Source organism: Streptomyces bullii (assembly GCF_042657145.1).
Taxonomy (GTDB): Bacteria; Actinomycetota; Actinomycetes; order Streptomycetales; family Streptomycetaceae; genus Streptomyces; species Streptomyces bullii.
Window position 1 is genome coordinate 200,226 of record NZ_JBHSNY010000011.1, and the last position, 23,816, is coordinate 224,041.

The following is a 23,816-nucleotide window of genomic DNA, read 5'->3' on the forward strand; positions in this document are numbered from 1 at the left end:
GCGGATCAAGGATACGACCGCGCTCAGCGGCCCTGGTGGGCGACCGTGATGTGGTGATCGGGGCCCGGGGTCTCGAGTTCGTCGACCACGGCGACGGCCAGATCCTCGGCGCTGATCCACGACCGGCCGTCGGCGTCGGCGAGCAGGGTGTCGGTGCCGCGCCGGTAGCGGCCGGTCCGCTCACCGGGTTCGAGCAGGGCAGGCGGGCTCAGGTAGACCCAGTCACCACCGGCGTGGGTCCGGCAGGTCCGCAGCTGGGCGACCCCGGCGGCGGCGACGGCCCTGACGTCGGCGGGCACGTACGCGGGGTCGTCGGCGACCAGCAGATCCTGGGCGTCGGGGCTGCGCAAGGCGCCGGCGCCGCCGACCACGAGGATCCGCACACCCAGCCGCGCGGAGACGTCCAGGACCGTACGGGTGACGGCGACGAGGAACTCCTGGTCGACCGGCATGCTCCGCACGGTCAGCACGACGGCGTCCGCGGCACCACCGTCCGGGGCGGAGAGCGCGTCGCGTACGGCGTGCGCGTCCCGCGCGTCGACCGCGACCGGCGTCACGTTCGGGTGCTCACCCGCGGGCTTCCGGGACAGGGCGAGCACCTGATGGCCGCGTGCACCGGCCTCTTTGATCACGCGGCTTCCGACCATGCCGGTGGCACCGAGCACGGCGATCCTCAGACGTGCCCTCGTCGAACCTGCACCTGTCTTCATCGAATCCGTTCCCCTCGTGCCTGGTCGCCCGAGGGCTGCTCGTCTCGGGCGTGGTCGTCTCGGGCGTGGTCGTCTCGTATCCGGTCGTCAGTGGCCTGGTCAGGGGGCATCCGGTCTCCTGCCGGGCTGCCGCGCGCGATGCGGCCGAACAGTCTCGGGCCGTCGAGCTGTGCGGCGAGCAAGGCGGCCAGGGCGAGGACGAACCCAAGGGCCCGCGGCAGGTTCAGCGACTCCCCGAGGGCGATGCCTACGACGGCCGCGACGAGCGGGGACAGCAGCACCAGCGGTGCGGACGCGCCGACGGGAAGCTTTCCGATCCCGCGGAACCACAGCGTGTACGCGATCAGCCCGCCCATGCTGCCGAGCCACAGGTAGCCGGCGACCGCTCCGGCGTCGATCCGCTGCGGCGGCGCCCCCTCGATCGCGACGGTGAGCGGGAGCAGCAGCAGCCCGCCGGCCGTCAGTTGCCAGCCGGCCAGCGCCAGGGGACCGACCCCCGCCGGACGGCCCCAGCGCTTGGTGAGCACGACCCCGCCGGCCATGCCGGCCGTACCGCCGAGGCCCGCGAGCACCCCGACGGCGTCCAGCCGTGCTCCCGGCCCGAGCACGACGAGTCCGACGCCCAGCACGCCGAGCACGCCCCAGGTCCATCGCCAGGCCGTCGGCCGGTCGTGGAGCGCCACCACGGCCAACCCGGCGACCAGCAGGGGCTGGGTGGCGCTGAGGGTGGCGGCGACACCGCCGGGAAGTCGTCCCGCCGCCAGGAACAACAGCGGGAACAGGACACCGATGTTGAGCGCGCCGAGGACGGCGGCCTTCCACCACCAGTCCCCGCGCGGGAGCACACGGGTGATCGCCAGCGCGAGCAGCCCGGCGGGCAGGGCGCGCATCAGCGCGGCGAACAGCGGATGCCCGGGCGGCAGGAGTTCCGTGGTGACGGCGTACGTGGTGCCCCAGGCCGCCGGCGCGAGGGCGGTCAGTGCGACGGTCGCCGCCCGCCGCGCGTACGGCGTCCGCGGCGGGCCCGGTGACCGCTCGGTGATGGAATGCATGTCCCGAAGTCTCGGCCGGGGGCCACCCATGAGTCCAAGACATGCTTTGCATTCCAGCTATGAACGAGGACGATGCTCATGTGGATCTCCAGCAGATGCGTTACGTCGTCGCCGTCGCAGAAACCCGCAGCTTCACGCGCGCTGCCGAGCGCTGCTTCGTGGTGCAGTCGTCGCTCAGTCACCGGATCGCCGGCCTGGAACGGGAACTCGGGGTCAAACTGTTCGCCCGGTCGAGCCGCCGCGTCGAACTGACCAGCGCGGGAACGGCGTTCGTGGCCCGGGCGCGCGAGTGCCTGGCCGCGGCCGACCGCGCGGTCGCCGACGCCGCCGCCGCGACCGGCGTGGTTCGTGGCCGGCTCGCCGTCGGCGTGATCGTGACGACGGCCGCCGTCGACGTGCCCGAGCTGTTGCAGCGCTACCGCGCCCGGCACCCGGACGTCCGGGTCGCCCTGCGTTCGGGGCGCAGCGACGACCTGGCGGCGGCGATCCGCGACGGCGATCTCGACATCGCCTTCCTCGGCCTGCCGGAGGGCGAACGGCCGCCCGGTGTGGAAACGGTCGTGCTGGATCACGACCGGCATGTGCTGGTGGTGCCGGCCGGGCACCGGCTCGCGGGGCTGCCCGAGGTCACGCTGCGGGACATCGCCGAGGAGACGTTCGTCGACTTCGTGGACGGGACGCCGGCGCGGGCCCAGTCCGACCGGGCGTTCACCGCCGCCGGCCTGGTGCGTGACGTCGCCTACGAGGCCGGTGTCGTGGAGCTGATCATCCGGCTGATCGCGCGCGGGCTCGGGGTCGCGCTGCTGCCGTCGGCGTTCATCCGGCCGCTGGCCGCCGACACGCCCGAGCTGGCGCTGGTTCCGGTGGTCGACGGCCCGCGCCGCATCGAGTGTCTGGCATGGAGCCGCTTCAACCCCAGCCCGGCGACGCGGGCGATGCTCGACGTCCTCGGGGTCGGGACGCGGGGGTAGCCGGACTCCCCCACGGGCTCAGCCGCACTACGGCTCGCCGAGTTCGCCAGGACTGCCCTTGCGGAACGCGATCCGGGGCCGATCACCGGACGAGCACGGCGGGCACCGCCGCCGATACGCGGATACGCTGCTCATAGGCGTGCCGGGAAGTCTGGTCGGTGAGCAGACGCCGTACTCGCCCCGGAGCCACCGATGCGATCCTCCAGCTTCCGTCTCCGTCGCCGTTCCGTGCCGCGAGTCCCGTGCGCCACGGCCCCTTCCGGCAGCCCCGGCCCGGCCCCCGGCCAGGACACCCTGCCGGAACCCGGCAACCTCCGACACGGCGGAATGCCCGTCCAGGGCATGTCAGTGCCGTGTCAAGGACGTGTAGGGTACGTCGCGGTGTGCCGGGAAGCCTGGTCGGCGGTCTTCAACAGAAGTCTCTTCGCCGATCGGGGGTCTGGTCATGGTGCTCGTCGCGGTCTTCGGGGTGGCACTGCTCATCGCGGTGCTCCTGTCCGGTCTCGCGGCCAGGACGGTCCTGTCGACGTCCTTCCTGTTCCTGGTCGGTGGCGCGCTCGTCAGCGACGGCTTCCTCGGGCTGATCCACATCACCCCGGACAGCGAGATCGTGTCCGTGACGGCCGATCTGGCCCTGTTCGCCGTGCTGTTCACCGACGGCATGCACGTCTCCTTCCCCAAGTTGCGGGAGAACTGGCGGAACCCGGCCCGCGCGCTCGGGCTCGGGATGCCGCTGGCGTTCGCGGGGACGGCGCTGGTCACGCACTACCTCGTGGGGCTGGACTGGACGACGTCCTTCCTCGTCGGCGCGGTGCTCGCCCCCACCGACCCGGTGTTCGCCTCCGCGATCGTGGGGCGCAAGGAAGTCCCGGCGAAACTGCGGCAGTTGCTGAACGTGGAGAGCGGCGTCAACGACGGGCTCGCCCTGCCGGTCGTGCTGATCCTGATCGCCGCGGCGGGGCCGACGTCCGGGCAGGCCGAGGCCTCGCTGCCGACGATCGCGCTGGAACTGGTCCTGGGGCTGGTCTTCGGTGTCGTCCTGCCCGTGGCGGTGACCGGCCTCGTACGCTTCCGGCTGCTGGGCGCCGAGCCCAGGCTGCAGCCGCTGCTGCCGCTGGCGATCGGCGTGATCCTGTACGCGACGTGCCACCTCACGCACGCCAACCCCTACCTGGCCGCCTTCTCCGCGGGCGCGGTGCTCACCGCCCGCTCCACCGAGGCGAAGGAGGCGTTCGAGCCGCTCGGCGAGGCGCTGGCGGAACTGGCCAAGTTCGCGGCCCTGCTGGTGTTCGGCGCGTTGCTCACGCCGCAGCTGTTCGGCGACCTGTCCTTCGCCGGGTACGTCGCGGTCGTCCTGGCCATCGTGCTGATCCGCCCGGCCTCGCTGCTGCTGTCGCTGCTCGGCACCCGGTTCACCCGGCAGGAGAAACTGGTCGCGGCCTGGTTCGGGCCGAAGGGCTTCGCGTCGGTGGTGTACGGGCTGCTGGTGCTGCAGGCCGGGATCCCGCAGGGCGAGGAGGCCTTCACGCTCATCGCCGTGTGCATCGCCTTCTCGATCATCGCGCACAGCTCCACCGACGTACCGATCGCCCGCCTCTTCCACGTCGAGGCACTCGCCGGCGTACCGGGCGGCGACGACAAGTCAGTCCGTACCACGAAGGAGGCCAGCCGTGTCGGCCCATGAGCTCGCCGAGCCCTATCCCCACGTGTCCACCGACGACGACGCCATCGACGCGGCGCAGCTGCTGGCCGAGCACAAGCTGCCCGCCCTGCTGGTCGTCGACACCGACGGCCTGCCGTACGCCATCGTGCCCGGCTCACAGCTCCTCGGTCAGCTCCTGCCCGAGTACGCGCTGGAGGATCCGCGGCTCGCTGCCGTGCTCAGCGACGAGGACCTGGACGAGGTGCCGGAGAAGATCCGGCGGCTCACGGTCGCCGAGTGGCTGCCCCGCCGCCGGTTCCGCCCGCCGACCGTCGGCCCGGACGCCGGTGACCTGCAGATCGCGGCCCTCATGGCAGGTACGCACAGCCCGCTCGTCGCCGTGGTCGAACGCGAGGGGGACCAGGTCCGGCTGGCGGGTGCCGTGACGGCCGCCCGCCTGATGCAACGACTCATCGGAGGATCGTGAACGGCTGGCAGAGCTGGGCGGCGATCGCCATCTTCGTGGTCACGTACGGCCTGATCATCAGCGAGAAGATCCACCGGGTGGCGGCGGCGCTCGGCGGTGCCGCGCTGATGCTGGCGGTCGGCGCGACCGACGACAGGTCGGCGTTCTTCTCGGAGCACAGCGGGGTCGACTGGAACGTCGTCTTCCTGCTGATGGGCATGATGATGATCGTCGGCGTGCTCAAGAGGACGGGCATGTTCGAGTACCTGGCCATCTGGGCGGTGAAAAGGGCGCGAGCCAAGCCGTTCCGGGTGATGGTGATGCTCGTCGTCATCACGGCCGTCGCCTCGGCGCTGCTGGACAACGTGACCACGGTGCTGCTGATCGCCCCGGTGACATTGCTGGTGTGCGAGCGCCTGGCGCTGCCCGCCGCGCCGTTCCTGATCGCCGAGGTGCTGGCCTCCAACATCGGCGGCACCGCGACCCTGGTCGGCGACCCGCCCAACATCATCATCGCCAGCCGGGCCGGGTTGACCTTCAACGACTTCCTGGTCCACCTGGCCCCGCTGTCCGCGTTCCTGATCGTGGTGCTGGTCGCGCTGTGCCGGCTGCTGTTCCGCAAGTCCTTCCGCTACGACGAGACCCGCGCGCTGGAGGTCATGGAGCTGGAGGAACGCGAGGCCATCCACGACCCCCGCCTGCTGGTCCAGGGCCTGATCGTCCTCGCCCTGGTCGTCGTCGGGTTCGTGCTCCATCCGGTGCTGCACTACGAGCCGAGCGTCGTCGCGCTGCTCGGCGCGGGACTGCTCATCGCGGTCTCCTCCGCCCGCACCGGTGAGGTGCTGAACGAGGTCGAATGGCCCACGCTCGCCTTCTTCGCCGGGCTGTTCATCATGATCGGCGGCCTGATCGAGACGGGCGTCATCGGCGAGATCTCCACCTCCCTCGCCGGCGTCATCGGCGACAACGAACTCGGCGGCTCCATGCTGTTGCTGAGCGCCTCTGCGGTGCTCTCCGGCATCGTGGACAACATCCCCTACGTGGCCACCATGGCCCCGATCACCGCCGACCTGGTGCGGAACATGGGCGGCGGCGCCGACCACGTCATGTGGTGGGCCCTGGCCATCGGCGCGGACCTCGGCGGCAACGCCACCGCCATCGGCGCCAGCGCCAACGTGGTCGTCCTCGGTATCGCCGAACGCAGCCGCCAGCCCATCTCCTTCTGGCAGTTCACCAAGTACGGCCTGGTCGTCACGGTCGTCACCGTGGCCCTCTCGGCCGTCTACGTGTGGCTGCGGTACTTCGCCCTGGCCTGAGCCGGCGGCCACCCGCGCACCAGGGCGGGGCGACGGTCGTTGCACGTGCCCCGCAGGTGTACCACGCTGAGGAGAGGTGCTGTTGCAGCGGTTGTCGAGCTGATGAGGAGCCCGCCGTGCGCGCTCGTGACCTGGCGGTGGCATACGAGACGGTGAGCGTCGACAGCGACGCGATGGACGCGGCCCGGCTGATGGCCGAGCACAGGCTTCCGGGGCTGGTCGTGCTCGACGAGCGCGGCGAGCCGAAGGCGATCCTGCCCGCCTCGCAGATGGTGAAGGTGCTGGTGCCCGCCTACGTGGTCGAGGACCCGACGCTCGCCGCCGTCGTCGACGAGAAGCACGCCGACCGCCTCTGCCGGGCGCTGGCGGGCCGCCGCGTCGGGGACTGCCTGCCCGGCAAGACGGCCCCACCGCCGATCGCCGATCCCGACGACACCGCGCTGGAGGTGGCCGCCCTCATGGCCCGGGTACGCAGCCCCCTGGTGGCCGTCATGGAGAAGGACAAGGCCGGAACGCCCCTGCTCGGCGTGATCACCGCCTCGCATCTCCTGCAGGAACTCCTCGGCGCCGCGGGAGCGGTCGACACTCCATGAACAGGACACCGGCACACCGCGGGCGTCATGAACGTCAAGCAGCGCCGGGCGTCCACCTGGCGCGTGGGAGCGCCCGGCGGACGGCCGGCCGACTGCGGCAGACGGCGACTCCAGCCGCTGCCGGACGGGTTACTTCAGGTACACGATGCCGTCCGTGGTGATCGCGGGGCGTCCCGATGTGCCGACGACGACGATCTTCACCGTGTGCTTCGCGCTGGTGGACCAGGTCTTGGTCCAGATCGCGTCCCGGTACTTGGTGCTCGCGGACCTCAGGTCGACCGTGGCCGTCTTCGTACCGTCGACGTAGACGTGCGCCTGGCCGGAGGTGGACGCCCGGGACACCACCCAGGCCACCGAGCGGCCGGTGAAGGTCCAGGTCAGTGACGCGTTCTTGGAGGAGCTGGAGTACGACTTGCCGCCCAGGTAGCTGCTGGAGGACTTGCTCGTCCAGGCACCGGCCTTGACGGCCGAGGTCTCCTGGAGGATGACCGGGGTGCGGGAGACGGAGGCCGAACCGGTGTTGCCCGCCCGGTCGTACGCGGTCATGGCCCACGTGGTCGCGGTGCCGGACTTGGCGGTGTGCTGAGCGCTGGTGGTGGTCGGCCCGTAGGTCGCGGCGGCCGGGGCGGTCAGCCTGACCTCCTTGAGCGCGGCGTTGTCGGTGGCCTTCCAGCTCAGCTTCACCGGGACCGCCGCGGTGTTCACCGTGCCGGTGCGCAGCGCAAGGCCGGGCTTGGTGGTGAAGGTGGGGGCGGTCGTCTCGGCGACGACCGTGGCGGCCGCGGACGTGGAGGTCTTGCCGGACTGATGGGTGGCCCGGACCTGCACCTGGTGGGTGCCCACGGCCAGTGTGGCCTTGGCCGAGGTGGCGCTGCCCGGCGCGGTGGCCGCGGGCTTGCCGTCGACGAGGAGTTCGTACTTCGAGATCAGCGACGCGGGTGTGGTGGCCGTCCAGTTCACGGTGATCCCGGCCTTGGTGTAGTACGTCGTGCCGGAGGAGCCCACGCCGGTGACGGACGCGATCGCCAGGCCGGTGACCGGGCCGGCCGCCCAGCCGCGGATGGTGGCGAGTCTGCCGTGGAGCTGGTCGCCGGGGCACTGGGTGTTGTAGCCGTCGCGGTGCCCGTGGACGGTCGGGAAGCTCAGCTGGGCCCCCTTGGCCCAGGTCGTGCCCGAGTAGTTGCGGCCGCTGTCGCCCGCCGTGAGGGTGGTGGTACCCGTCGGGCTCACCCCGTACTGCCCGAGTTTCCAGGCGGCGATCCTGGCCACCGACACCAGGGCGGCCTCGCTCGGTGCCACGTCCGTGTAGGTGCCGAGGACCGAGATGCCGGTGGTCTCGGAGTTGAAGCCGTAGGCGTGGGCGCCCATGACCGGCTGGTCCACGCCGCCCTTGCGGCCCTCGTAGACGGTGCCGCACTTGTCGACGAGGAAGTTGTAGCCGATGTCCTTCCAGCCCAACTGCTTGACGTGGTAGGCGTAGATGCCGCGTACCACGGCCGGGGCCTCGGCGCAGGTGTAGGTGTTGCTCTCGGCGGTGTGGTGGACCACCACCGCCTTGATCTTTCCGCCAGGCAGGTAACCGGGTTCTTCCGGGCTGATCGACTCGTCCGCGCCCCACGCGGACCGGGAGGTGATCGCCGGGCGCGGGGCGGTGGAGGGCGGGGCCGGGGGCGTGGTGGCGCTCGGGGGCGCGGAAGGCGACGGAGAGGACGTCGTGGAGGGGCCGGGCGTCTCCGTCGTGGCAGCCGGGGCCGTCGGGCTCTGCGAACCGGTGGGCTCCTCCGTGGCGTCGGCGCTCGTGGAGGCGGAGGCGGAGGTGTCCGTGGACGGCGGCTCGGTCGTCTCCGCGTCGGTGGAGCCGGTCGTCGGTGTCGCGTCCTCGGTGACGTCGGCGCGGTAGGCGGCCGGTTCCATGCCGCCTATGCCTCCCTGGCCGGGGTCGATCATGTCCAGGCGCAGTCCGGCGGGCAGCTTCCCGGACGTCTTCCCGCCCGCGGTGACCCGCACTTCCACGCCGTCCGAGGGTCCGACCAGGCGGGTTCGGTCCCGCCGCGCCGGGCGGCGGACTCGCCCTGCCCGCTGTCGCCGTCCAGCTTCAGCCAGTTGGACCACTTGCCTGATCCGGCGGCACGCGTGCGTGCCTCTACGGTCCCCGTGATCCGGGCCGAGGGGTCGGTCCAGGTGATGCCGAGCATGCTGAAGGGCTCGGTGTCCCGCTGGGTGAGTGCGGCGCGGGTGCCACCGTCGGTGGGCCGCAACGCGGTGGTACGGCTGTGGGCCTTGACCGGGCCGGTTCTGCCGTCGTCGCCGGGGGCGTCGGTCGACTGGTCGGACATGCCCTGGAAGACGAGTACGCCGAGGAGGCCGGCTGCGGCCACGGCGGCCGCGCTCCAGATGTGTGGGGGTCTGCGCATGGCGGTTCTGCGATGTCCTTCGCTGTGGTCGGCGGGGGGAAGCCCCGTGAGGCGCCACGCTCGTGCAGTGGCGCGGCCGGAACAGAGACTGTTGGAGCGCGGGAAGGGTTGTGCTGTCGATCCGTCACATCGCGGACGACTTCGTCACAGGCCGGCCGCGGCCCGCGGCCGTGGTGCGGTCCGCCGCCCGCGCCCGCTCTCTCTCATGGCGGTGACGGGCTGTCTGACGGCAACCCTGGACCGTGCTCCGGTTCGGCCGACGCGGTCAGCCGGCGATCTCGGTCTAACCGTTGGCCATTCCGCGGCCGCCGCCTCTCCTCGCGCACGGCTCCCCTCCGGGTTCCGGTGCCGGACACCTGCCGGTGCCCGGCACCGGAACCATCCGCCGTGCTCCCCGCACGTCATGCTGCACGACCGCACCCCGTCCACGCATTGCCGTATCCCGGCAATGTTCCTTAGGGTCTGCATGCCGGTCGGCCGCCAAAGGGCCGCCGTCGCCACGCCGCCGGATACAGGGGGACGATGTGACGGACCGGGAGATTCCCGAGCAGTATCTCGAAGGCTACGCCCGGATCCTGGCCGAGGTGTCGGCCACGGGCCGGCGTCTCACCCGGGACGAGATAGCGTCCCGGCGCGCCTTGGGGGAACAGGCGGCGGAGGCCGGCTTCGGGCTGCGCGCGCTCGTCAACGCCCACCTCTCCGCCGCCCGGGCCGCCTGGCCCCACGCGCCCGGCTCAGCGGACAGCACGCTCGCCGCCGTGCAACAGGTCGTCGACGCCTTCGCCGAGGGGTACGAACGCGCCCAGCGTCTGGCCGTACGCCAGGAGGAGGCGTCGCGGCGCGAGTTCATCGACGACCTCCTCTACGGCCGCAGCGACCTCGGCCGCCTGGCCGAGCGGGCCGAGCGTTTCGGACTGCGTCTGTCCCACGCGCACGCGGTCGCCGTGGCACAGGGCCGGGTCTCCTACGAGGAGGGAGCCCCGGTGCCCCGGCAGGTGGAACGCGCGCTCATCTCCCGCTTCGGCGACCGCAGCATCCTGCTCACCACCAAGGACGGCCGACTGCTGTGCATCGCGCCCGGCCATCAGGAGGAGGTGCTCACCTACTTCGCCAAGCAGGCCTACGCCGCGACCGACGGCGGCCGGGTCGCCATCGGCCGTGCCCAGCCGGGGCCCGGCGGGGTCGTGCACTCGTACGAGGAAGCCTTGAACACCCTGGAACTCGCCGACCGCCTCGCCCTGGACGACCCGGTCCTGCGCGCCGCCGACCTGCTCGTCTACCCCGTGCTGACCCGCGACCGGCAGGCCATGGCCGACCTGGTCCGAAGCGCCCTCGGCCCGCTCACCACGGCCCGCGGCGGCGCCCAGCCCCTTATGGACACCCTCACCGCGTACTTCGACTCCGGCTGTGTGGCCGCCGAGGCCGCCCGCCGGCTGACGCTCAGCGTGCGGGCCCTGACCTACCGTCTGGAACGCATCCACAAACTCACCGGCGCGAACCCAGCCGATCCCGCTCACCGTTACATGCTCCAGACCGCCGTCATCGGCGCGCGTCTGCTGGACTGGCCCGCCAAGGACCTCTGACGGCCGGGTGCGGGCACCCCGGCCTTCCGGACGACCGACGCACTCGGACGTCAGCGGGGCATCGGTGACGATGCCCCGCTGACGTCTGTCGCCTGTCGGCTGCGGCCTGTCGCCTCAGCGCAGCCGGTCCTTGGCCTTGTAGTAGGCGCCGCCGAACGGCAGGAACCAGGGCGTGCCGTTGTAGAAGGGGACGGGGACCTTCGGGAAGCCCAGGCCCCGCAGGGGGTTGGCCTCCGGCCTGCCGTCCATCATCTCGGCGACCGCACGGCCCATGTAGGTGGCCATCTGGACGCCGTGACCGCAGTAACCCATCGAGTAGTACAGGCCGTCGACCTCTCCGGCGTGCGGGACGCGGTCCCAGGAGAAGCCGACCGTGCCACCCCACACGTAGTCGATCCGCACCCCGGCCAGCTGCGGGAAGATCTCGGTCATCTCCCTCTTCAGGATGTCGCCGCTCTTGACGTCGGAGGCCGGGTTGGACGGGGCGAAGCGGGCCCGGCCGCCGAAGGCGAGGCGGTGGTCGGGGGTGAGGCGGATGTAGTGGCCGATGTTCTTGGAGTCGACCACCAGGCGGGCGTTCGGGATCAGCTCCTTGGCGCGTGCCTCACCGAGCGGTTCGGTGACGATGATGAAGCTGCCGACGTTGATCAGCCGCTTGCGGAACCACGGCATCGCCTTGTCGGTGTAGGCGTCGGTCGCGGCCATGACCTGCTTGGCGCGGATCGTGCCGTTGAGGGTCTCGACCAGGAAGCCGCCGCCGGACAGGCGGGTGAGGCCGGTGGCCGCGTTGCGCTCGTGGATCTCCGCGCCGGCCCGCTCGGCGGCCTCGGCGAGGCCATGCACGAACTTGCCCACGTGCAGGCCCGCGCTGAGCGGGTCGAGCAGGGCGCCGTGGTAGTAGTCCGACGCCAGCTCGGACTTGAGCTCGCCGCGGGTCAGCAGCTGGGTCTCGTGGCCGAAGTTCTCGGCCAGGTCGCGCTGTTTGGCGCGCATGGCCTCGAAGTGCTGCGGCTTGAAGGCGACGCCGAGGCGGCCGGAGCGGTCGAAGTCGCAGTCGATCCGCTCCTTCTTCGTGAGCTCCTCGACCACGTCGACGGCCTCGCGGAAGGCGTCGTACAGCTCGCGGACGCGCTCCTGGCTGTAGCGCTTGCGGGCCTCAGCCGTGCTGATGGTGATGCCCTGGGTGCACATGCTGCCATTGCGGCCGGAGGCGCCCGAGCCGACCTTGTCCTTCTCGACGAGGACGACCCGGGCTCCCTTGCGGGCGGTGTGGTAGGCGGTGGACAGGCCGGTGAGGCCGCCGCCGATGACCACCACGTCCGCCTCGTCGGGCAGTTCTCTTCCGGACCGGTCGGGCAGGGCGGGGGCGGTGTCGAGCCAGTAGGGGATCTGCTTCATGGCGTGCGTCCTCACATCCGTACGACGGCTCAGCAGCCGAGCAGCTTCGGCAGGCCCGACAGGTCGGGCAGCTCGTCGTACGGCTGGTAGTCGGCGCTGCCGGGGCGGCCGTAGCGGTTGATCCACACCCGGCGCTTCAGGCCGAGGTCGCGGGTCGGGATCTGGTCGTACTCCCAGCCCTGAGCGGTGTGGATGACCTGCGAGGGTTCGACGCCCATGGCCGTGAAGGCGTGCTCGAAGGTCTGCCGGTCCGGCTTGTAGGCGCCGGCCTGCTGGGCGGTGATGACGTAGTCGAACTCCACTCCGATGTTCTCCACGTTCCGCGCGATCAGGTCGTCGTCGGTGTTGGAGATGATGGCGATCTCGTACCTGGTCTTCAGGGCGCGCAGGGCCTCCGGGACGTCCGGGAAGGGGCCGAAGGTGGGGACGGCCTCGACCAGGGCGTCGCCGTCGGATGCGCGGTACTCCAGGCCGTGCAGGCGCATGGCGTTGCGCAGGCTGGAGTGCAGGATCTCGTGGTACGGGCGGTAGGCCTCCAGGACGGCCTGGAAACGCATGACGCGGAAGTCGTCGAGGAACTCGTCGACGTCCAGGTTGTCCAGGTCCAGCCGGTCCTGAAGGACCTTGAGGGTGGTGGGGCCGAGCTGGAAGTCGACCAGGGTGCCGTAGGCGTCGAAAGTGACGATCTCTCGCATGGTGTTCAACCTCGATTTCCGGATTTCACAGAGGGGTTCAGACGATTCGTTCGCCGGGGGCGACGATCGTGTCCAGGGCGGCCAGGTCGGCCGCGTCGGGGATCCAGTCGGCCGCCGCCGCGTTGGCGGTGACCTGCTCGGGGGTCATGGCGCCGCAGATCACGGATCCGACGGCGGGGAGCGCGGCCAGTGCGCCGACAGCGACCTGGAGGAGGGTGAGTCCGCGCTCGGCGGCGTACGCGGTGAGCGCCTCGACGCGGTCCAGGGCCGCGTCGGTGAGCCAGCCCTGCCGCCAGGACAGCCGGCTGCCGGGCGGGGGCTCCTCGCCCCGCCGGTACTTGCCGCTGAGCAGGCCGTTGGCCAGCGGGTAATACGGCAGGAGTCCCATTCCGTGGCGCAGGCAGGCGGGGATCAGGTCGGCCTCCGCGCTGCGGTCGAGCAGGTGGTAGCGGGCCTGGGTGGACACGAAGGCGTCGGTGAGCTGCTCGGCCGGGAGGTTGGAGCAGCCGATGTACCGGATCTTGCCCTCGGCCACCAGCTCCTGGAGCGCGGCGATCGTCTCCTCAAGCGGGGTGACGCCGTCCGGCTCGTGGTACTGGTACAGGTCGATCCGGTCGGTGCCGAGCCGGCGCAGGGAGGCCTCGACGGCGTACCGGACGTAGGGACGGGCGCCGCGCGGGCCGTGGAGGTCCGCCTCGGGACCCATCTCCATGCCGAACTTGGTGGCGAGGACGACGTCGTCGCGGCGGCCCTTGAGGACAGCGCCGAGGAGGCGTTCGCCGTCGCCGCGAGAGCCGCCGCTCTCGCCGAACCCGCCGTACATGTCCGCCGTGTCGAACAGGGTGATCCCGGCGTCGAGGGCGGCGTGGACGACGGCCTTGGTGCCGTCCTCGTCGAGGCGGGAGCCGAAGTTGTTGCCGCCGACGCCGACGACCGAGACGGTCGGGCCGCGTCCGCCCAGGGTGCGATACCTCATGACCGGTCTCCGAATCCAATGCAGACGTTCTTGGTCTGCGTGTAGCTCGCCAGCGCTTCGAGGCCCTTCTCCCGGCCCCAGCCGCTGTGCTTGTAGCCGCCGAAGGGGAGCTCGACGCCGGTGCCGACGCCGGTGGCGTTGACGTAGACCTGTCCGGCCCGGATGCCCTCGGCCAGGCGCATGGCCCGGTCGATGGCGCGGGTCCAGACGTAGGAGGACAGGCCGTAGGGGCTGTCGTTGGCGATGCCCAGGGCCTCGTCGGCGTCGTCGAACTCGATGACGGTGACGACGGGGCCGAAGATCTCCTCGCGGGCGCACCGGGCCTGGTTGGTCAGGCCGGTGAGGACGGTCGGCTCGATGTAGTAGCCGTCGGCGAGTTCGGGCGCGGACGGGGCGCCTCCCCCGACCCGGGCCACGGCGCCTTCCTGCCGGGCCAGTTCGAGGTAGCCGAGCACCCGGTCGCGCTGCCGGGCGGCGACCAGCGGGCCGATGTCCGGGTCCGTGAGACCCGGTCCGACGCGCAGGCCCGCGATCTTCTCGACCAGCCGGTCCAGGAACTCCTCGGATCCTCGCTGAAGCAGCAGCCGTGTCCCGGCCGAGCACATCTGCCCAGCGTTGCTGAACGACGCGCCCAGCACGGCCTTCAGCGCCAGGTCGAAGTCGGCGTCCGCGAAGACCACGAAGGGTGACTTGCCGCCCAGCTCCGTCACGGACGGCACGACGTTGGCGGCGGCGGCCTGGGCGACCTTGATGCCGGTCGGCACCGAGCCGGTGAAGGTGACCTGGTCGATGCCGGGGTGCCCGGCGAGGGCCGCGCCGGTCTCGCCGTCGCCGGGCACGACGTTCAGCACGCCCGGCGGCAGCCCGCACTCCAACGCAATACGGCCGATCTCCAGCGGGGTGAGCGGCGCCTCGGGGGAGGGCTTGAGCACCACCGTGCAGCCTGCGGCCAGGGCTGGGGCGGAGCCTCGCGCGGTGTTCTGGAGCGGGTAGTTGAACGGGATGATCTGACCGGAGACGCCGATCGGCTCGCGGACGGTGTAGTCGATCAGACCGGGGCCGAGGGGGATCGTGGTGCCGCCGAGCTTGTCGGCGACGCCCGCGTAGAACTCGAAGTAGCGGGCGGCGGACTCGACATCGGCCTTCGCCTGGCTCAGCGGCTTGCCGACGTCCTGGCACTCCAGGCGCGCCAGCCACTCGCCCTCGCGCCGGATCGCCTCCGCGATGCGGTGGAGGAGCCTGCCCCGGTCGGCGGCGCGCATCCGGGACCACTCGGGCGAGGTGAACGCCGCGCGCGCCGCCGCCACGGCCTGGTCGACGTCGGCCGGGCCGGCGTGGGAGACCTCGGCGAGGGCCGTGCCGTCCGACGGGTCGAGGACCGTGAAGCTCCGGCCGTCGGCGGCGGGAACCTGCTTGCCGTCGATGAGCAGCAACTCGGTCAGCGGGAGTTCGCCGCTCATGGCTGGATCTCTCCCTGCACCTCACCGAAGATGACCACCTCGTCGCCGGGCCGCACGGTGCGGATCCGGCGCACCCAGAGCACGATGCCGTCCTGCGGGGCGCGGACCTCCTCCAGCGTGTTGCCGTAGTGGTCGACGATCTGCGCGATCAGGTCGCCTTCCTTGCAGGTCTCGCCCGGCTCGGCGTGGCCGAGGAAGAAACCGCCCGCTGCGGACCGGGCGAACGTGCCGGAGACGGTCGTGTAGCTGTCGCGCAGCTCCGCCTCGCCGTCGATCATGCCGAGCTGTCGCATGATGTTGCGGATCGAGTGGATGTGCAGGGCGACGTTCTGCTCGCGGTAGGTGCCGCCGCCCGCCTCGATGGTGACGGCGGGCTTGCCGGCCGCGAGGGTGGGGTGGCGGACCGTGCCGCCCCACTTGCCGCCCTTCCAGACCAGCTCGTGCCCGGCCGCGAGGGCGAGGTCGGTCGCCAGGTCCTCGTAGCCGCCCTGGAGGATGACGAGCGGGGCGATCTCGCCGAAGGTGCCGCCGGTGTGCAGGTCGACGAGGGCGTCGATGGCGGGCACGACCTGCTCGACGAAGGTGGCGGCCAGGCGCAGCGAGTAGGAGCCGTCCGCGTCACCCGGGAAGATCCGGTTGAGGTTCAGGTGGTCCAGCCCGCTGGTGCGGGCCGCCGCCTCGAAGGCGGGGGTGTTCACGCAGGGGATGCCGACGAGGGTGCCGCGCAGGCCGGCCGGGTCGATCGCGGCGAGGACGCGGCGGATGGCCTCCTGGCCGTCGTACTCGTCGCCGTGGACACCGGCGTCCACGCACAGGACGGGGCCGTCCTCGGTGCCGTTGACGACGATGAGCGGGATGCCGAGCTCCACGCCGTAGGTGCTGGTGCCGACCGGGATCAGACCCTGGGCACGCTCGCCGGGGGCGACGGTCAGGGAGCCGATGGAGTACATGTCGTTCCTTTCGAAAGGGCGGGTCAAAGACGGGCGGAGGCCTCGTCGAGGGTGTCCGCGATGATGTCGGCGATACGGTCCAGCAGTGCCCGGTCGCTGATCAGCGGGGGCGCGATCTGCACCAGCGGGGCGGCCCGGTTGTAGACGCGGGCGAGCAGCCCGGCCTCGCGCAGCCGGCGCGGGATCAGGTCGGCGACGAGCGCGGCGCGGGCGGTATCGCTGAAGCCGCCGCCGTCGAGGTCGCCGACGAGTTCGAGGGCGTAGAAGAATCCGGCGCCGCGGACGTCACCCACGATCGGCAGCTCGCCCAGGGATGCCATGCGTTGGGCCAGGTGGCCCTGGTGGCCGCGGACGTTCTCCAGGATCCCGTCCCGCTGCATGATGTCCAGGCTGCGCAGGGCGATGGCCGCGCTCAGCGGGTGGCCGCTGAAGGTGTAGCCGTGGTTGAGGACCTCGCCGGGCTGGTTGATCACTTCGGCGACGCGGTCCGAGACCAGGGTCGCGCCCATCGGGGCGTAGCCGGCGGTGATGCCCTTGGCGACGGTGACGATGTCCGGGCGGGCGCCGTAGCACTCGCCGCCGAACCACTCGCCGAGCCGTCCGAAGGCGGTGATGACCTCGTCGGCGACGAGCAGGAAGCCGTACTGGTCGGCCAGTCGGCGCAGCCCCTGCCAGTAGCCCTCGGGCGGGGTGATGCAGCCGCCGCGGTTCTGGACCGGCTCGGCGATGAGCATCGCGACGGTCTCCGGCCCGGCCGCGAGGACCGTGGCCTCCACGTCGGCGAGCAGGTACTGGGTGAAGGCAGCCTCGTCCAGCACTTGTTCCAGCGCCGTGCGAGTGGTGTTCGCGACGAAGTGGGTCTCCACGGCGGGCGGCCCGTACGGCTCGGTGAGGCCGGGGTCGTCCGTGAAGGACAGCGCGCCGAGTGTCAGGCCGTGGTAGGCGCCGCGCCGGGCGATGGCCTTGGTCCGGCCCGCTTCACCGCGCAGGGTGTGGTACCTGCGGACGATCTTCCAGGCGGTCTCCACCGCCTCGGCGCCGCCGCCGCTGAAGAAGACGTGCTCGATGCCGTCGGGGGCCAGGGCGGCGAGGCGCTCGGCGAGGGCCAGGCCGGTGGGGTGCGCGGAATCCGACCACAGGGGGCTGTAGCAGAGTTCGCGCAGTTGCTTCTGGGCCGCTTCGGCGATCTCGTCGGCGTAGGAGTAGCCGATCTGGCAGCAGTACAGCCCGGACAGGCCGTCGATGTAGCGGTTGCCGGCCGCGTCGTCGACGTAGGGGCCCTCGCCGTGGCGCACGACGAAGAGGTCCTTGCCGGGCTTCGCGAGCGATCCGTTGGCGGTCATGTTCAGCAGCAGGTGCCGCTGAGCGGGGGCGGTCATACGGCCTCACCTCCAGGGGCGGCGATCCCTGCCGTGTTCTCGACCGACAGCAGGGAGTCCTGCCGTCCGGAGCCGAGCCAGCGCACCAGGGCCACGAGGGCGAGCGCGAGCATCGCGCCTGCGATGAGCAGGGCGCTGATCGCGGTCACGCTGGGGTCGATGTCGAAGGTCAGGGAGTTGTAGATCTGCACCGGCAGGGTGACGGTGTCGACCGAGGACAGGAACTGGGAGATGTAGAACTCGTCGAAGCTGGTGATGAAGGAGAAGATCGCTGCCGCGATCATGCCGGGGGCGGCGAGGGGGAAGGTGATCCGCCGGGCGATGGTCAGCCGGCTCGCGCCCATGCTGGCGGCGGCGTCCTCCAGCCGCTCGTCGATCCCGCGCAGGGTCGCCACCAGGATCAGCACCGCGATCGGTGAGGCCAGCACGGTGTGGCCGAGGGCGATGGCGATCGGGCTGCCCAGCATCGCGGCGGGCTCGAAGAGCAGGAACAGGCCCAGCGCGGTGACGATCTGCGGGATGAGCAGCGGTCCGAGCACCAGGGCGTAGACCGCGGAGCGCAGCGGCAGCTCGCTGCGGGTCAGCGCGGTCGCCGCCGTCACGCCGATGATCAGCGAGAACACGGTGCTCAGGCAGGCCACCAACGCGCTCGTCGACATCGCGGCCGGCCACTTGCTGCCGTCCGCGAACAGCGATTTGTACCAGCCCAGCGTCCACGCTTCCGGCGGGAACGAGCCGAAGGCGTTCTTGCTGAACGAGGTGACGAGGACGACCACGATCGGCAGCGCCAGGAACAGCAGGATCACGGTGGCGACGGCGGTCAGGGCGATCCGCCCGCCCAGCGTGCTGCGCAGCTCCATCATGACGCGCTCCTCTTCTTCCGGCTCGCGCCGAGGGAGGTGACGAGCTTGACCAGCAGCAGTCCGGCGAAGGTCATCAGCAGCAGGATGACCCCCTGAGCGGCCGCCCCGTTCCACTGGTTCTGCTTCATCACCTGCTGGTTGATCAGGGAGGCGATCATCGTCTGGTCGGGGCCTCCCATCAGGGCGGGGGTGATGTAGTAGCCCAGCGACAGGATGAAGCTGAGCAGTCCGGCGCTGGCCAGCCCCGGGGCGACCAGGGGCAGGTAGACCCGGCGGAAGATCGTCACGCGTCCCGCGCCCATGCTGGCCGCGGCGGCCAGCAGCCGCCGGTCCACGCCGCGCATCACGCCGTACAGCAGCAGCACGGTGTACGGGAGCATCACGGAGGTGGTGCCGATGACCACGCCGATCTCGTTGTAGAGAAGCTGGAACGGCGCCCCCGGCACCCACGCCAGGCTCTCGTTCACCAGGCCCTTGTCGCCGAGCAGGATGATCCAGCCGTAGGTGCGGACGAGTGCGCTGATGAAGTGCGGAACGACGACGATCAGCATGGCCAGTCCGGCCCACAGGGGCTTGAGCCGGGAGATCGCGTTCGCCAGGACGAACCCGAAGACGAGACTGAACAGCGCCGTCTCCGCGGAGATGCGCACCGTGGTGAACAGCACGGAGAGGTTGATCCCCGTGAGTGCGTCGACGTACCAGTGCAGCGTCAGCGAGCCGTCGGGGTTCTTCAAACTGAGGAAGAGCGTGCTGAGGATCGGGTAGACGAACAGCACCAGCAGGTAGACGACGACGGGCAGCGCGTAGAGGATGCCGATCCGCGTTCTGCGGGAGGCCAGCAGCTTGCGCGGCCGTGTGGGGGCGTTCGCGGTCAGGGTGGCGGCCATGGCTCACCCGCCCTGTCCGACAGGGAAGAGGTTGACGTCGTCCGGGTCGGCGCTGATCCCGACCCGCTCGCCGGCGACGGGCCCGCGACCGGCCGGTACCTCCAGGCGCAGCAGCGGCGCGTCACCGCCGTCGACCCGCACGCCCGCGCGGACCAACGTGCCGACGTACGTGGCGGTCTCGACCGTGCCGGTACAGAAACCGTCGTCCGGGGCACAGGCCCGCAGCCGACCCGGCTGGACGGCGACCTTGACCGGGATGCCGGAGGCCAGGTCGTGGCGGCGCGCCTTGATCAGGCCCCCGGACCGGTCGAGGCGGACCAGGGTGTGCTCGTCGGTGTGCTGCTCGATGCGGGCGGGCAGGAAGTTGGCCGCACCGAGGAAGTCCGCGACGAACGGGGTCCTCGGGCGCTCGAACAGCTCCCGGGGCGTGTCGAACTGCTCGATCAGGCCGTTGCGCATCACCGCGATGCGGTCCGACATGACCAGCGCCTCTTCCTGATCGTGCGTCACATAGATGACAGTCAGGCCGAGTTCCTGCTGGATGGACTTGATCTCTACCTGGAGCTGATCGCGCAGCTTCTTGTCCAGGGCACCGAGCGGCTCGTCCATGAGGATGACCGGCGGGCGGTAGACCAGCGCACGGCACAGGGCGACGCGCTGCTGCTGCCCGCCGGACAGCTCGCGCGGCTTGCGGTTGCCGAAGCCGGAGAGGCCCGCTATCTCCAGGGTCTCCCCGACCCGCCGGCGGATCTCGTCCTTCGGCACTCCGCGCAGCGTGAGCGGGAAGGCGACGTTCTCACTGACCGTCATGTGCGGGAAGAGCAGGTACTGCTGGAACACGAAGCCGAGGTTCCGCTTCTGCGGGGCAAGCCGCGTGACGTCACGGTCCCCGACGGTGATGGTGCCGGAGTCCGGCTCGCAGAAACCCGCGATCATCATGAGGGTCGTGGTCTTGCCCGACCCCGAGGCGCCGAGGAAGGTGACGAACTCCCCGGCGGCGATCTCCATGGACGCCTCGTCGACGGCGACGACGTCCCCGTACGTCTTGCGCAGAGCCACCACCGACAGCGGTTTGCCGGTCGTGGTGGCCTGCTTGCCGCCGGCCACCACGACGGACGGTGTGGCAACACCGAATTCAGCCACGAGCCCACTCCAACCAGCGCTTGGTGACGGCAGCTTCGTTCTTGAGCCACCAGTCGACGTCCAGGTCGAAACCCTTGTCGTAGTACTGCGGCGCACCGGCGAGTGCGTTGCGCTCCTCGGTGGTGAGCTTCTCGTAGGCCACCGGGGAGGACGGGTTCGACGGGAAGGCCTTGGCCAGGGCGGCCTGGACCTCGGGGCGCAGCGCGTAGTCCATGAGCTGGTAGGCGGCGTCCACGTGGGCCGCGCCCTTGGCGATGCCGTAGCCCTGGAACTGGCGGCGCATGCCGTTGAGCTGCCGTGCGACCGGGACGCCCTGCTTCTCCAGGTCGGCGATCCGGCCGTCCCAGACGGTGGACATCGTCACTTCCTGGCGGCTGAGGAGCACACCCGGGAGCGGGCCGCTGTCCCAGAACTTCTTGATGTCGGACCGCAGCCGGGTCATCACCTTGAAGGCCCGGTCCACATCGAGCGGGTACAGCTTGTCCATCGGAACGCCGTCCGCCAGCAGCGCGAACTCCAGCTCGGGCAGGTCGGCGTCCGGGTTGCACATCGAGCGGCTGCCCTTGAAGGCCTTGGTGTCCCAGAAGTCCGCCCATGACTCCGGCTTGCGGCCGCCGAAGGCGTCGGTGCGGTACGCCATGCACTGGCCGTAGAAGCTGTTGCCGATGGCATGGTCGGTGATCTGGTTCGCCGGGATCCTGGCGCTCTTCAGGCTCTTGATCCGGTCCATGTCCAGCGTCTCCAGGGCGTCCTGGGCCCCGAACTTGATGTGGTCCATCATCGAGTTGTTGATGAGGTCGAACTGGGGGCGGCCCTGCTTGATCTGGGCCAGCATCTGGGTGCCCTGGAGGTTGACGACCTGGACCTTGATGCCGGTTTCCTGGGTGAACGGCGTGTAGATCGCCCTCTGGAGGGCCTCACCGTAGGAGCCGCCGGTGTCGCGGACGACCACCGTCTTGCCCCCGCCCTTGCCGCCGCCGGACGCGGCGCGGCTGGTGCCGGTGCCGCAGGCCGAGAGGGAGGGCAGGGCGGCGAGGGCGGCGATGCCGCCGACTCCGCGCAGGAGCGCTCTGCGACCGATCATGGGATCACTCATGACAAATCTCCTGAAAATTGGCGCGTGGGGACCAGCTGTTCGGGGTGAGTGGGTGGTTCGCGGGGGGGGGCGGGTATGCGGGCGGTGCCGGTCAGTCGTGCGGCACCGCGATGGCGGCGAGTTCGGCGCCGGGGGCGACGGTGAGCCCGTTCATGCCGTAGAGGATCTGGCCGGTCGCGGTGGCGGTGACCTTGTGTTCGCTGCCGTCGGCCGGGTCGATGACGCGGCCGATGGACTGCCCCACGGTCACCTCGTCACCGGTGGCCGCGTCCGGATACCACAGGCCGGTGGCCGGGGAGACGACGGAGCCGGTCCAGACGAAGTCGCGCGGCCGCACGGTCACGGGTGGGACGTGCTGGGGTGCCTCGATGACGCCGAGGTGGTGCAGGAGCCGGTACAGGCCGTCGAGCAGGGCCCGTGCCTGGTCGGGGTCCCGTTCGCCGAGCTGGCCGGTCTCGACGAGGATGGCCGGGATGCCCTGCCGGGCGGCCGCGGCGTGGCTGTTGCCGCCCTCGGCGTTGCGGCCGAAGAGGACGCGTTCGTAGCCGATGGAGTGGGCCATGGCCCGTGTCCTTGCGTCGAGTTCCGCGTCGGAGGTCAGGCGGTAGCCGACGAAGTCGATCAGGGTCTCGTCGATGCCGCCGCTGTGCAGGTCCGCGTAGGCGTCGGCTCCGGAGATGACGTGCTCGAAGAGCCAGGCCGCCAGCCGCTCGGTGGGGCCACCGTCCTTGTCGCCGGGGAAGACGCGGTTGATGTTGACGTCGTCCAACGGCGACTTGCCCAGGCGGCCGTCGTACACGGCCGGCGGGTTGGCCACGGGGCAGATCACCACCTGGCCGGTGACGTCGTCCGGCTCCAGGAGCCCGCTGAGGCGGGTCGCCGCGTCGATGCCGACGAACTCGCCACCGTGGACGCCGCCGGTGATGACGACCCGGGGTCCGGGGCGGGAGCCGTTGACGAGGACGAGCGGGATCTCGACGGTCGTGAGTCCGAGGTCCACGGGGAGCGTGCCCCGGGTCTTGTGGCCCGGCTCGGCCCGCAGCGGGCCTACGGTGAGTGTCATGTCGTTCCTCATTCAGGCGGTGGTGCGGTCGAGCGTGGTGATGAAGTCGATCGGCTGGGAGGTACGGCCCTCCAGGGCGAGGTCCGCGGCAATGTCGCCCAGGGCGGGCGAGAGTTTGAAGCCCTGGCCGGAGAAGCCGGCCAGCAGGATGACGTCGTCGCAGTCCGGCAGGGGGCCGACCAGCGGGCGGGTGCTGCCGGTGTAGCCCTCCATGTAGGCGGAGACGCGGACCGGGTCGGGGTTCAGGCCGGGCAGGTGGCGGCGCACCATCGCCGTGAAGGTCTCCAGTTCCTCGGGCGCGACGGTCCGGTCGAGCCGGTTCGGGTCGTCCACGGGCTTGTGGTGGGCCTGGGACAGACCGAGCTTGACGGAGAGGCCGTCCGGGGACGGGATGCCGTAGAAGTGGGTGCCGCCCGTGCGGATGAAGGCGGGGCGCTGCTCCCCGGCCTGGTGGTCCTCGGTGGGCAGGAACCAGGCGCTGATCGCGCGGTGGACGTCCACCCGCCACGGCAGGTCGGGCAGCAGGTCACCGACCCAGGGCCCCGGGGTGACGACCGCGGCGTCGAAACGCTCCGTGCCGGTGTCGGTGCGGATTTCCACGCCTCCCCCGGCAACCGGGCCGACCTCCCTCACCGGGTTGTAGCGGCGGATCCGCGCGCCCAGTTCCTCGGCACGGCGGGCCGCGGTCTGGACCGTCAGCTCCGGGCGGATGAAGCCGGCGCGCGGATCGAGGACCGCCAGGTCACCGTCGTCGACACGGAACTGGGGGAAACGTTTCGCCACAGCCTCGGCGTCGATGACCTCGTGGTCGAGGCCGTGCTCCGAGACGACGTCCAGGACGGTACGCATCTCGGGGTCGTCCGCCGGCCCCATGAACAGGCATCCGGTGAGGCGCCGCAGTTCGCGGCCGGTCTCCGTCTGAAGTTGCTCCCAGAGGGCGTCGGCGTGCCGCACGAGCGGCACGTACCGGCCGTCGTCGGTCTGCACGCTGCGGAAGACCCGGGTTTCACCACCCGCGGCGCTGCGGTCGTGGCCGGGCGCGAACCGGTCGTAGGCGACGACTTCGGCGCCCCGGGCCGCCAGCCGCCAGGCGGCTTGGCTGCCCACCGTGCCGGTACCGACGACGGCGACGCGCTTCCTCGTGGCCATGGGGTGCTCC

General features: G+C 71.1%; 20 protein-coding genes and 1 pseudogene. 6 read left to right on the forward strand and 15 right to left on the reverse strand.

What is annotated here, in order from left to right:
• Window positions 1-23: 23 nt before the first annotated feature.
• Window positions 24-710: an NAD(P)-dependent oxidoreductase gene (locus ACFPZJ_RS30090; protein WP_381028095.1), complete on the reverse strand. Its 687-nt coding sequence runs from the start codon at window positions 708-710 to the stop codon at window positions 24-26.
• The gene (locus ACFPZJ_RS30095) at window positions 707-1,762 is read right to left on the reverse strand and encodes an EamA family transporter (RefSeq protein WP_381028098.1); all 1,056 of its coding nucleotides are present in this window, start codon (window positions 1,760-1,762) and stop codon (window positions 707-709) included. The genes ACFPZJ_RS30090 and ACFPZJ_RS30095 overlap by 4 nt, the downstream gene beginning before the upstream one ends.
• Window positions 1,763-1,842: 80 nt before the next feature.
• Here ACFPZJ_RS30095 and ACFPZJ_RS30100 point away from each other — a divergent pair, with 80 nt between their 5' ends.
• The 5 genes from ACFPZJ_RS30100 (at window position 1,843) to ACFPZJ_RS30120 (ending at window position 6,750) form a co-directional block, all read left to right on the forward strand.
• A complete protein-coding gene (locus ACFPZJ_RS30100; protein ID WP_381028350.1) occupies window positions 1,843-2,733 on the forward strand; it encodes a LysR family transcriptional regulator in 891 nt (296 codons plus the stop codon).
• 445 nt (window positions 2,734-3,178) lie between these two features.
• Complete coding sequence (locus ACFPZJ_RS30105; RefSeq protein ID WP_381028101.1) at window positions 3,179-4,417, forward strand: cation:proton antiporter; 1,239 nt, start codon at window positions 3,179-3,181, stop codon at window positions 4,415-4,417.
• Window positions 4,404-4,862: a CBS domain-containing protein gene (locus tag ACFPZJ_RS30110; RefSeq protein ID WP_381028104.1), complete on the forward strand. Its 459-nt coding sequence runs from the start codon at window positions 4,404-4,406 to the stop codon at window positions 4,860-4,862. Before ACFPZJ_RS30105 ends, ACFPZJ_RS30110 begins: the two co-directional genes overlap by 14 nt.
• Window positions 4,859-6,157: an ArsB/NhaD family transporter gene (locus ACFPZJ_RS30115; protein ID WP_381028107.1), complete on the forward strand. Its 1,299-nt coding sequence runs from the start codon at window positions 4,859-4,861 to the stop codon at window positions 6,155-6,157. The genes ACFPZJ_RS30110 and ACFPZJ_RS30115 overlap by 4 nt, the downstream gene beginning before the upstream one ends.
• A gap of 116 nt (window positions 6,158-6,273) precedes the next feature.
• Window positions 6,274-6,750 (forward strand): CBS domain-containing protein, encoded by a 477-nt coding sequence (locus ACFPZJ_RS30120; RefSeq protein ID WP_381028110.1) that lies wholly within the window; start codon window positions 6,274-6,276, stop codon window positions 6,748-6,750.
• 129 nt (window positions 6,751-6,879) lie between these two features.
• Here ACFPZJ_RS30120 and ACFPZJ_RS30125 read toward each other — a convergent pair.
• Window positions 6,880-9,164: pseudogene (locus ACFPZJ_RS30125) on the reverse strand (peptidoglycan recognition protein family protein).
• 524 nt (window positions 9,165-9,688) lie between these two features.
• Between ACFPZJ_RS30125 and ACFPZJ_RS30130 the strand changes: the two are divergent.
• The gene (locus ACFPZJ_RS30130) at window positions 9,689-10,747 is read left to right on the forward strand and encodes a PucR family transcriptional regulator (protein WP_381028111.1); all 1,059 of its coding nucleotides are present in this window, start codon (window positions 9,689-9,691) and stop codon (window positions 10,745-10,747) included.
• A 114-nt stretch (window positions 10,748-10,861) separates the two neighbouring features.
• On the opposite strand, the gene ACFPZJ_RS30135 is transcribed toward ACFPZJ_RS30130, so the two are convergent.
• The 12 genes from ACFPZJ_RS30135 to solA form a co-directional block, all read right to left on the reverse strand.
• Window positions 10,862-12,145: an NAD(P)/FAD-dependent oxidoreductase gene (locus ACFPZJ_RS30135; protein WP_381028113.1), complete on the reverse strand. Its 1,284-nt coding sequence runs from the start codon at window positions 12,143-12,145 to the stop codon at window positions 10,862-10,864.
• 29 nt (window positions 12,146-12,174) lie between these two features.
• Window positions 12,175-12,840 carry a haloacid dehalogenase type II gene (locus ACFPZJ_RS30140; protein WP_381028116.1) on the reverse strand — a complete coding sequence of 222 codons (666 nt, stop codon included), beginning with the start codon at window positions 12,838-12,840 and terminating at the stop codon, window positions 12,175-12,177.
• Window positions 12,841-12,877: 37 nt separating this feature from the next.
• Window positions 12,878-13,816, reverse strand: a complete 939-nt coding sequence (locus tag ACFPZJ_RS30145) for an aldo/keto reductase (RefSeq protein ID WP_381028119.1) — start codon at window positions 13,814-13,816, stop codon at window positions 12,878-12,880.
• The gene (locus ACFPZJ_RS30150) at window positions 13,813-15,276 is read right to left on the reverse strand and encodes an aldehyde dehydrogenase family protein (protein ID WP_381028122.1); all 1,464 of its coding nucleotides are present in this window, start codon (window positions 15,274-15,276) and stop codon (window positions 13,813-13,815) included. The genes ACFPZJ_RS30145 and ACFPZJ_RS30150 overlap by 4 nt, the downstream gene beginning before the upstream one ends.
• On the reverse strand, window positions 15,273-16,226 hold the full coding sequence (locus tag ACFPZJ_RS30155) for a succinylglutamate desuccinylase/aspartoacylase family protein (protein WP_381028124.1): 954 nt from the start codon (window positions 16,224-16,226) through the stop codon (window positions 15,273-15,275). The genes ACFPZJ_RS30150 and ACFPZJ_RS30155 overlap by 4 nt, the downstream gene beginning before the upstream one ends.
• A 23-nt stretch (window positions 16,227-16,249) precedes the next feature.
• Entirely contained in the window at window positions 16,250-17,605 is a 1,356-nt protein-coding gene (locus ACFPZJ_RS30160) for an aminotransferase class III-fold pyridoxal phosphate-dependent enzyme (protein ID WP_381028126.1), read from the reverse strand.
• The gene (locus tag ACFPZJ_RS30165; protein ID WP_381028128.1) at window positions 17,602-18,468 is read right to left on the reverse strand and encodes an ABC transporter permease; all 867 of its coding nucleotides are present in this window, start codon (window positions 18,466-18,468) and stop codon (window positions 17,602-17,604) included. Before ACFPZJ_RS30165 ends, ACFPZJ_RS30160 begins: the two co-directional genes overlap by 4 nt.
• Entirely contained in the window at window positions 18,465-19,355 is an 891-nt protein-coding gene (locus tag ACFPZJ_RS30170) for an ABC transporter permease (RefSeq protein WP_381028131.1), read from the reverse strand. Before ACFPZJ_RS30170 ends, ACFPZJ_RS30165 begins: the two co-directional genes overlap by 4 nt.
• Window positions 19,356-19,358: 3 nt before the next feature.
• On the reverse strand, window positions 19,359-20,498 hold the full coding sequence (locus ACFPZJ_RS30175; RefSeq protein WP_381028134.1) for an ABC transporter ATP-binding protein: 1,140 nt from the start codon (window positions 20,496-20,498) through the stop codon (window positions 19,359-19,361).
• Entirely contained in the window at window positions 20,491-21,594 is a 1,104-nt protein-coding gene (locus tag ACFPZJ_RS30180; protein ID WP_381028137.1) for an ABC transporter substrate-binding protein, read from the reverse strand. The genes ACFPZJ_RS30175 and ACFPZJ_RS30180 overlap by 8 nt, the downstream gene beginning before the upstream one ends.
• Before the next feature lie 91 nt (window positions 21,595-21,685).
• Window positions 21,686-22,657, reverse strand: coding sequence for a succinylglutamate desuccinylase/aspartoacylase family protein (locus ACFPZJ_RS30185; RefSeq protein WP_381028139.1), 972 nt, complete (start codon window positions 22,655-22,657; stop codon window positions 21,686-21,688).
• Between the two features lie 12 nt (window positions 22,658-22,669).
• Window positions 22,670-23,806: an N-methyl-L-tryptophan oxidase gene (gene solA, locus ACFPZJ_RS30190; RefSeq protein WP_381028142.1), complete on the reverse strand. Its 1,137-nt coding sequence runs from the start codon at window positions 23,804-23,806 to the stop codon at window positions 22,670-22,672.
• Between the last annotated feature and the right edge of the window lie 10 nt (window positions 23,807-23,816).

Excerpts from the sequence above, each read along its gene's own strand:
- ACFPZJ_RS30090 (WP_381028095.1), bottom strand. The coding sequence starts at position 710 with ATGAAGACAGGTGCAGGTTCGACGAGGGCACGTCTGAGGATCGCCGTG.
- ACFPZJ_RS30095 (WP_381028098.1), bottom strand. The coding sequence starts at position 1,762 with ATGCATTCCATCACCGAGCGGTCACCGGGCCCGCCGCGGACGCCGTAC.
- ACFPZJ_RS30105 (WP_381028101.1), top strand. The coding sequence starts at position 3,179 with ATGGTGCTCGTCGCGGTCTTCGGGGTGGCACTGCTCATCGCGGTGCTC.
- ACFPZJ_RS30135 (WP_381028113.1), bottom strand. The coding sequence starts at position 12,145 with ATGAAGCAGATCCCCTACTGGCTCGACACCGCCCCCGCCCTGCCCGAC.
- ACFPZJ_RS30140 (WP_381028116.1), bottom strand. The coding sequence starts at position 12,840 with ATGCGAGAGATCGTCACTTTCGACGCCTACGGCACCCTGGTCGACTTC.
- ACFPZJ_RS30145 (WP_381028119.1), bottom strand. The coding sequence starts at position 13,816 with ATGAGGTATCGCACCCTGGGCGGACGCGGCCCGACCGTCTCGGTCGTC.
- ACFPZJ_RS30150 (WP_381028122.1), bottom strand. The coding sequence starts at position 15,276 with ATGAGCGGCGAACTCCCGCTGACCGAGTTGCTGCTCATCGACGGCAAG.
- ACFPZJ_RS30155 (WP_381028124.1), bottom strand. The coding sequence starts at position 16,226 with ATGTACTCCATCGGCTCCCTGACCGTCGCCCCCGGCGAGCGTGCCCAG.
- ACFPZJ_RS30160 (WP_381028126.1), bottom strand. The coding sequence starts at position 17,605 with ATGACCGCCCCCGCTCAGCGGCACCTGCTGCTGAACATGACCGCCAAC.
- ACFPZJ_RS30165 (WP_381028128.1), bottom strand. The coding sequence starts at position 18,468 with ATGATGGAGCTGCGCAGCACGCTGGGCGGGCGGATCGCCCTGACCGCC.
- ACFPZJ_RS30170 (WP_381028131.1), bottom strand. The coding sequence starts at position 19,355 with ATGGCCGCCACCCTGACCGCGAACGCCCCCACACGGCCGCGCAAGCTG.
- ACFPZJ_RS30180 (WP_381028137.1), bottom strand. The coding sequence starts at position 21,594 with ATGAGTGATCCCATGATCGGTCGCAGAGCGCTCCTGCGCGGAGTCGGC.
- ACFPZJ_RS30185 (WP_381028139.1), bottom strand. The coding sequence starts at position 22,657 with ATGACACTCACCGTAGGCCCGCTGCGGGCCGAGCCGGGCCACAAGACC.
- solA (WP_381028142.1), bottom strand. The coding sequence starts at position 23,806 with ATGGCCACGAGGAAGCGCGTCGCCGTCGTCGGTACCGGCACGGTGGGC.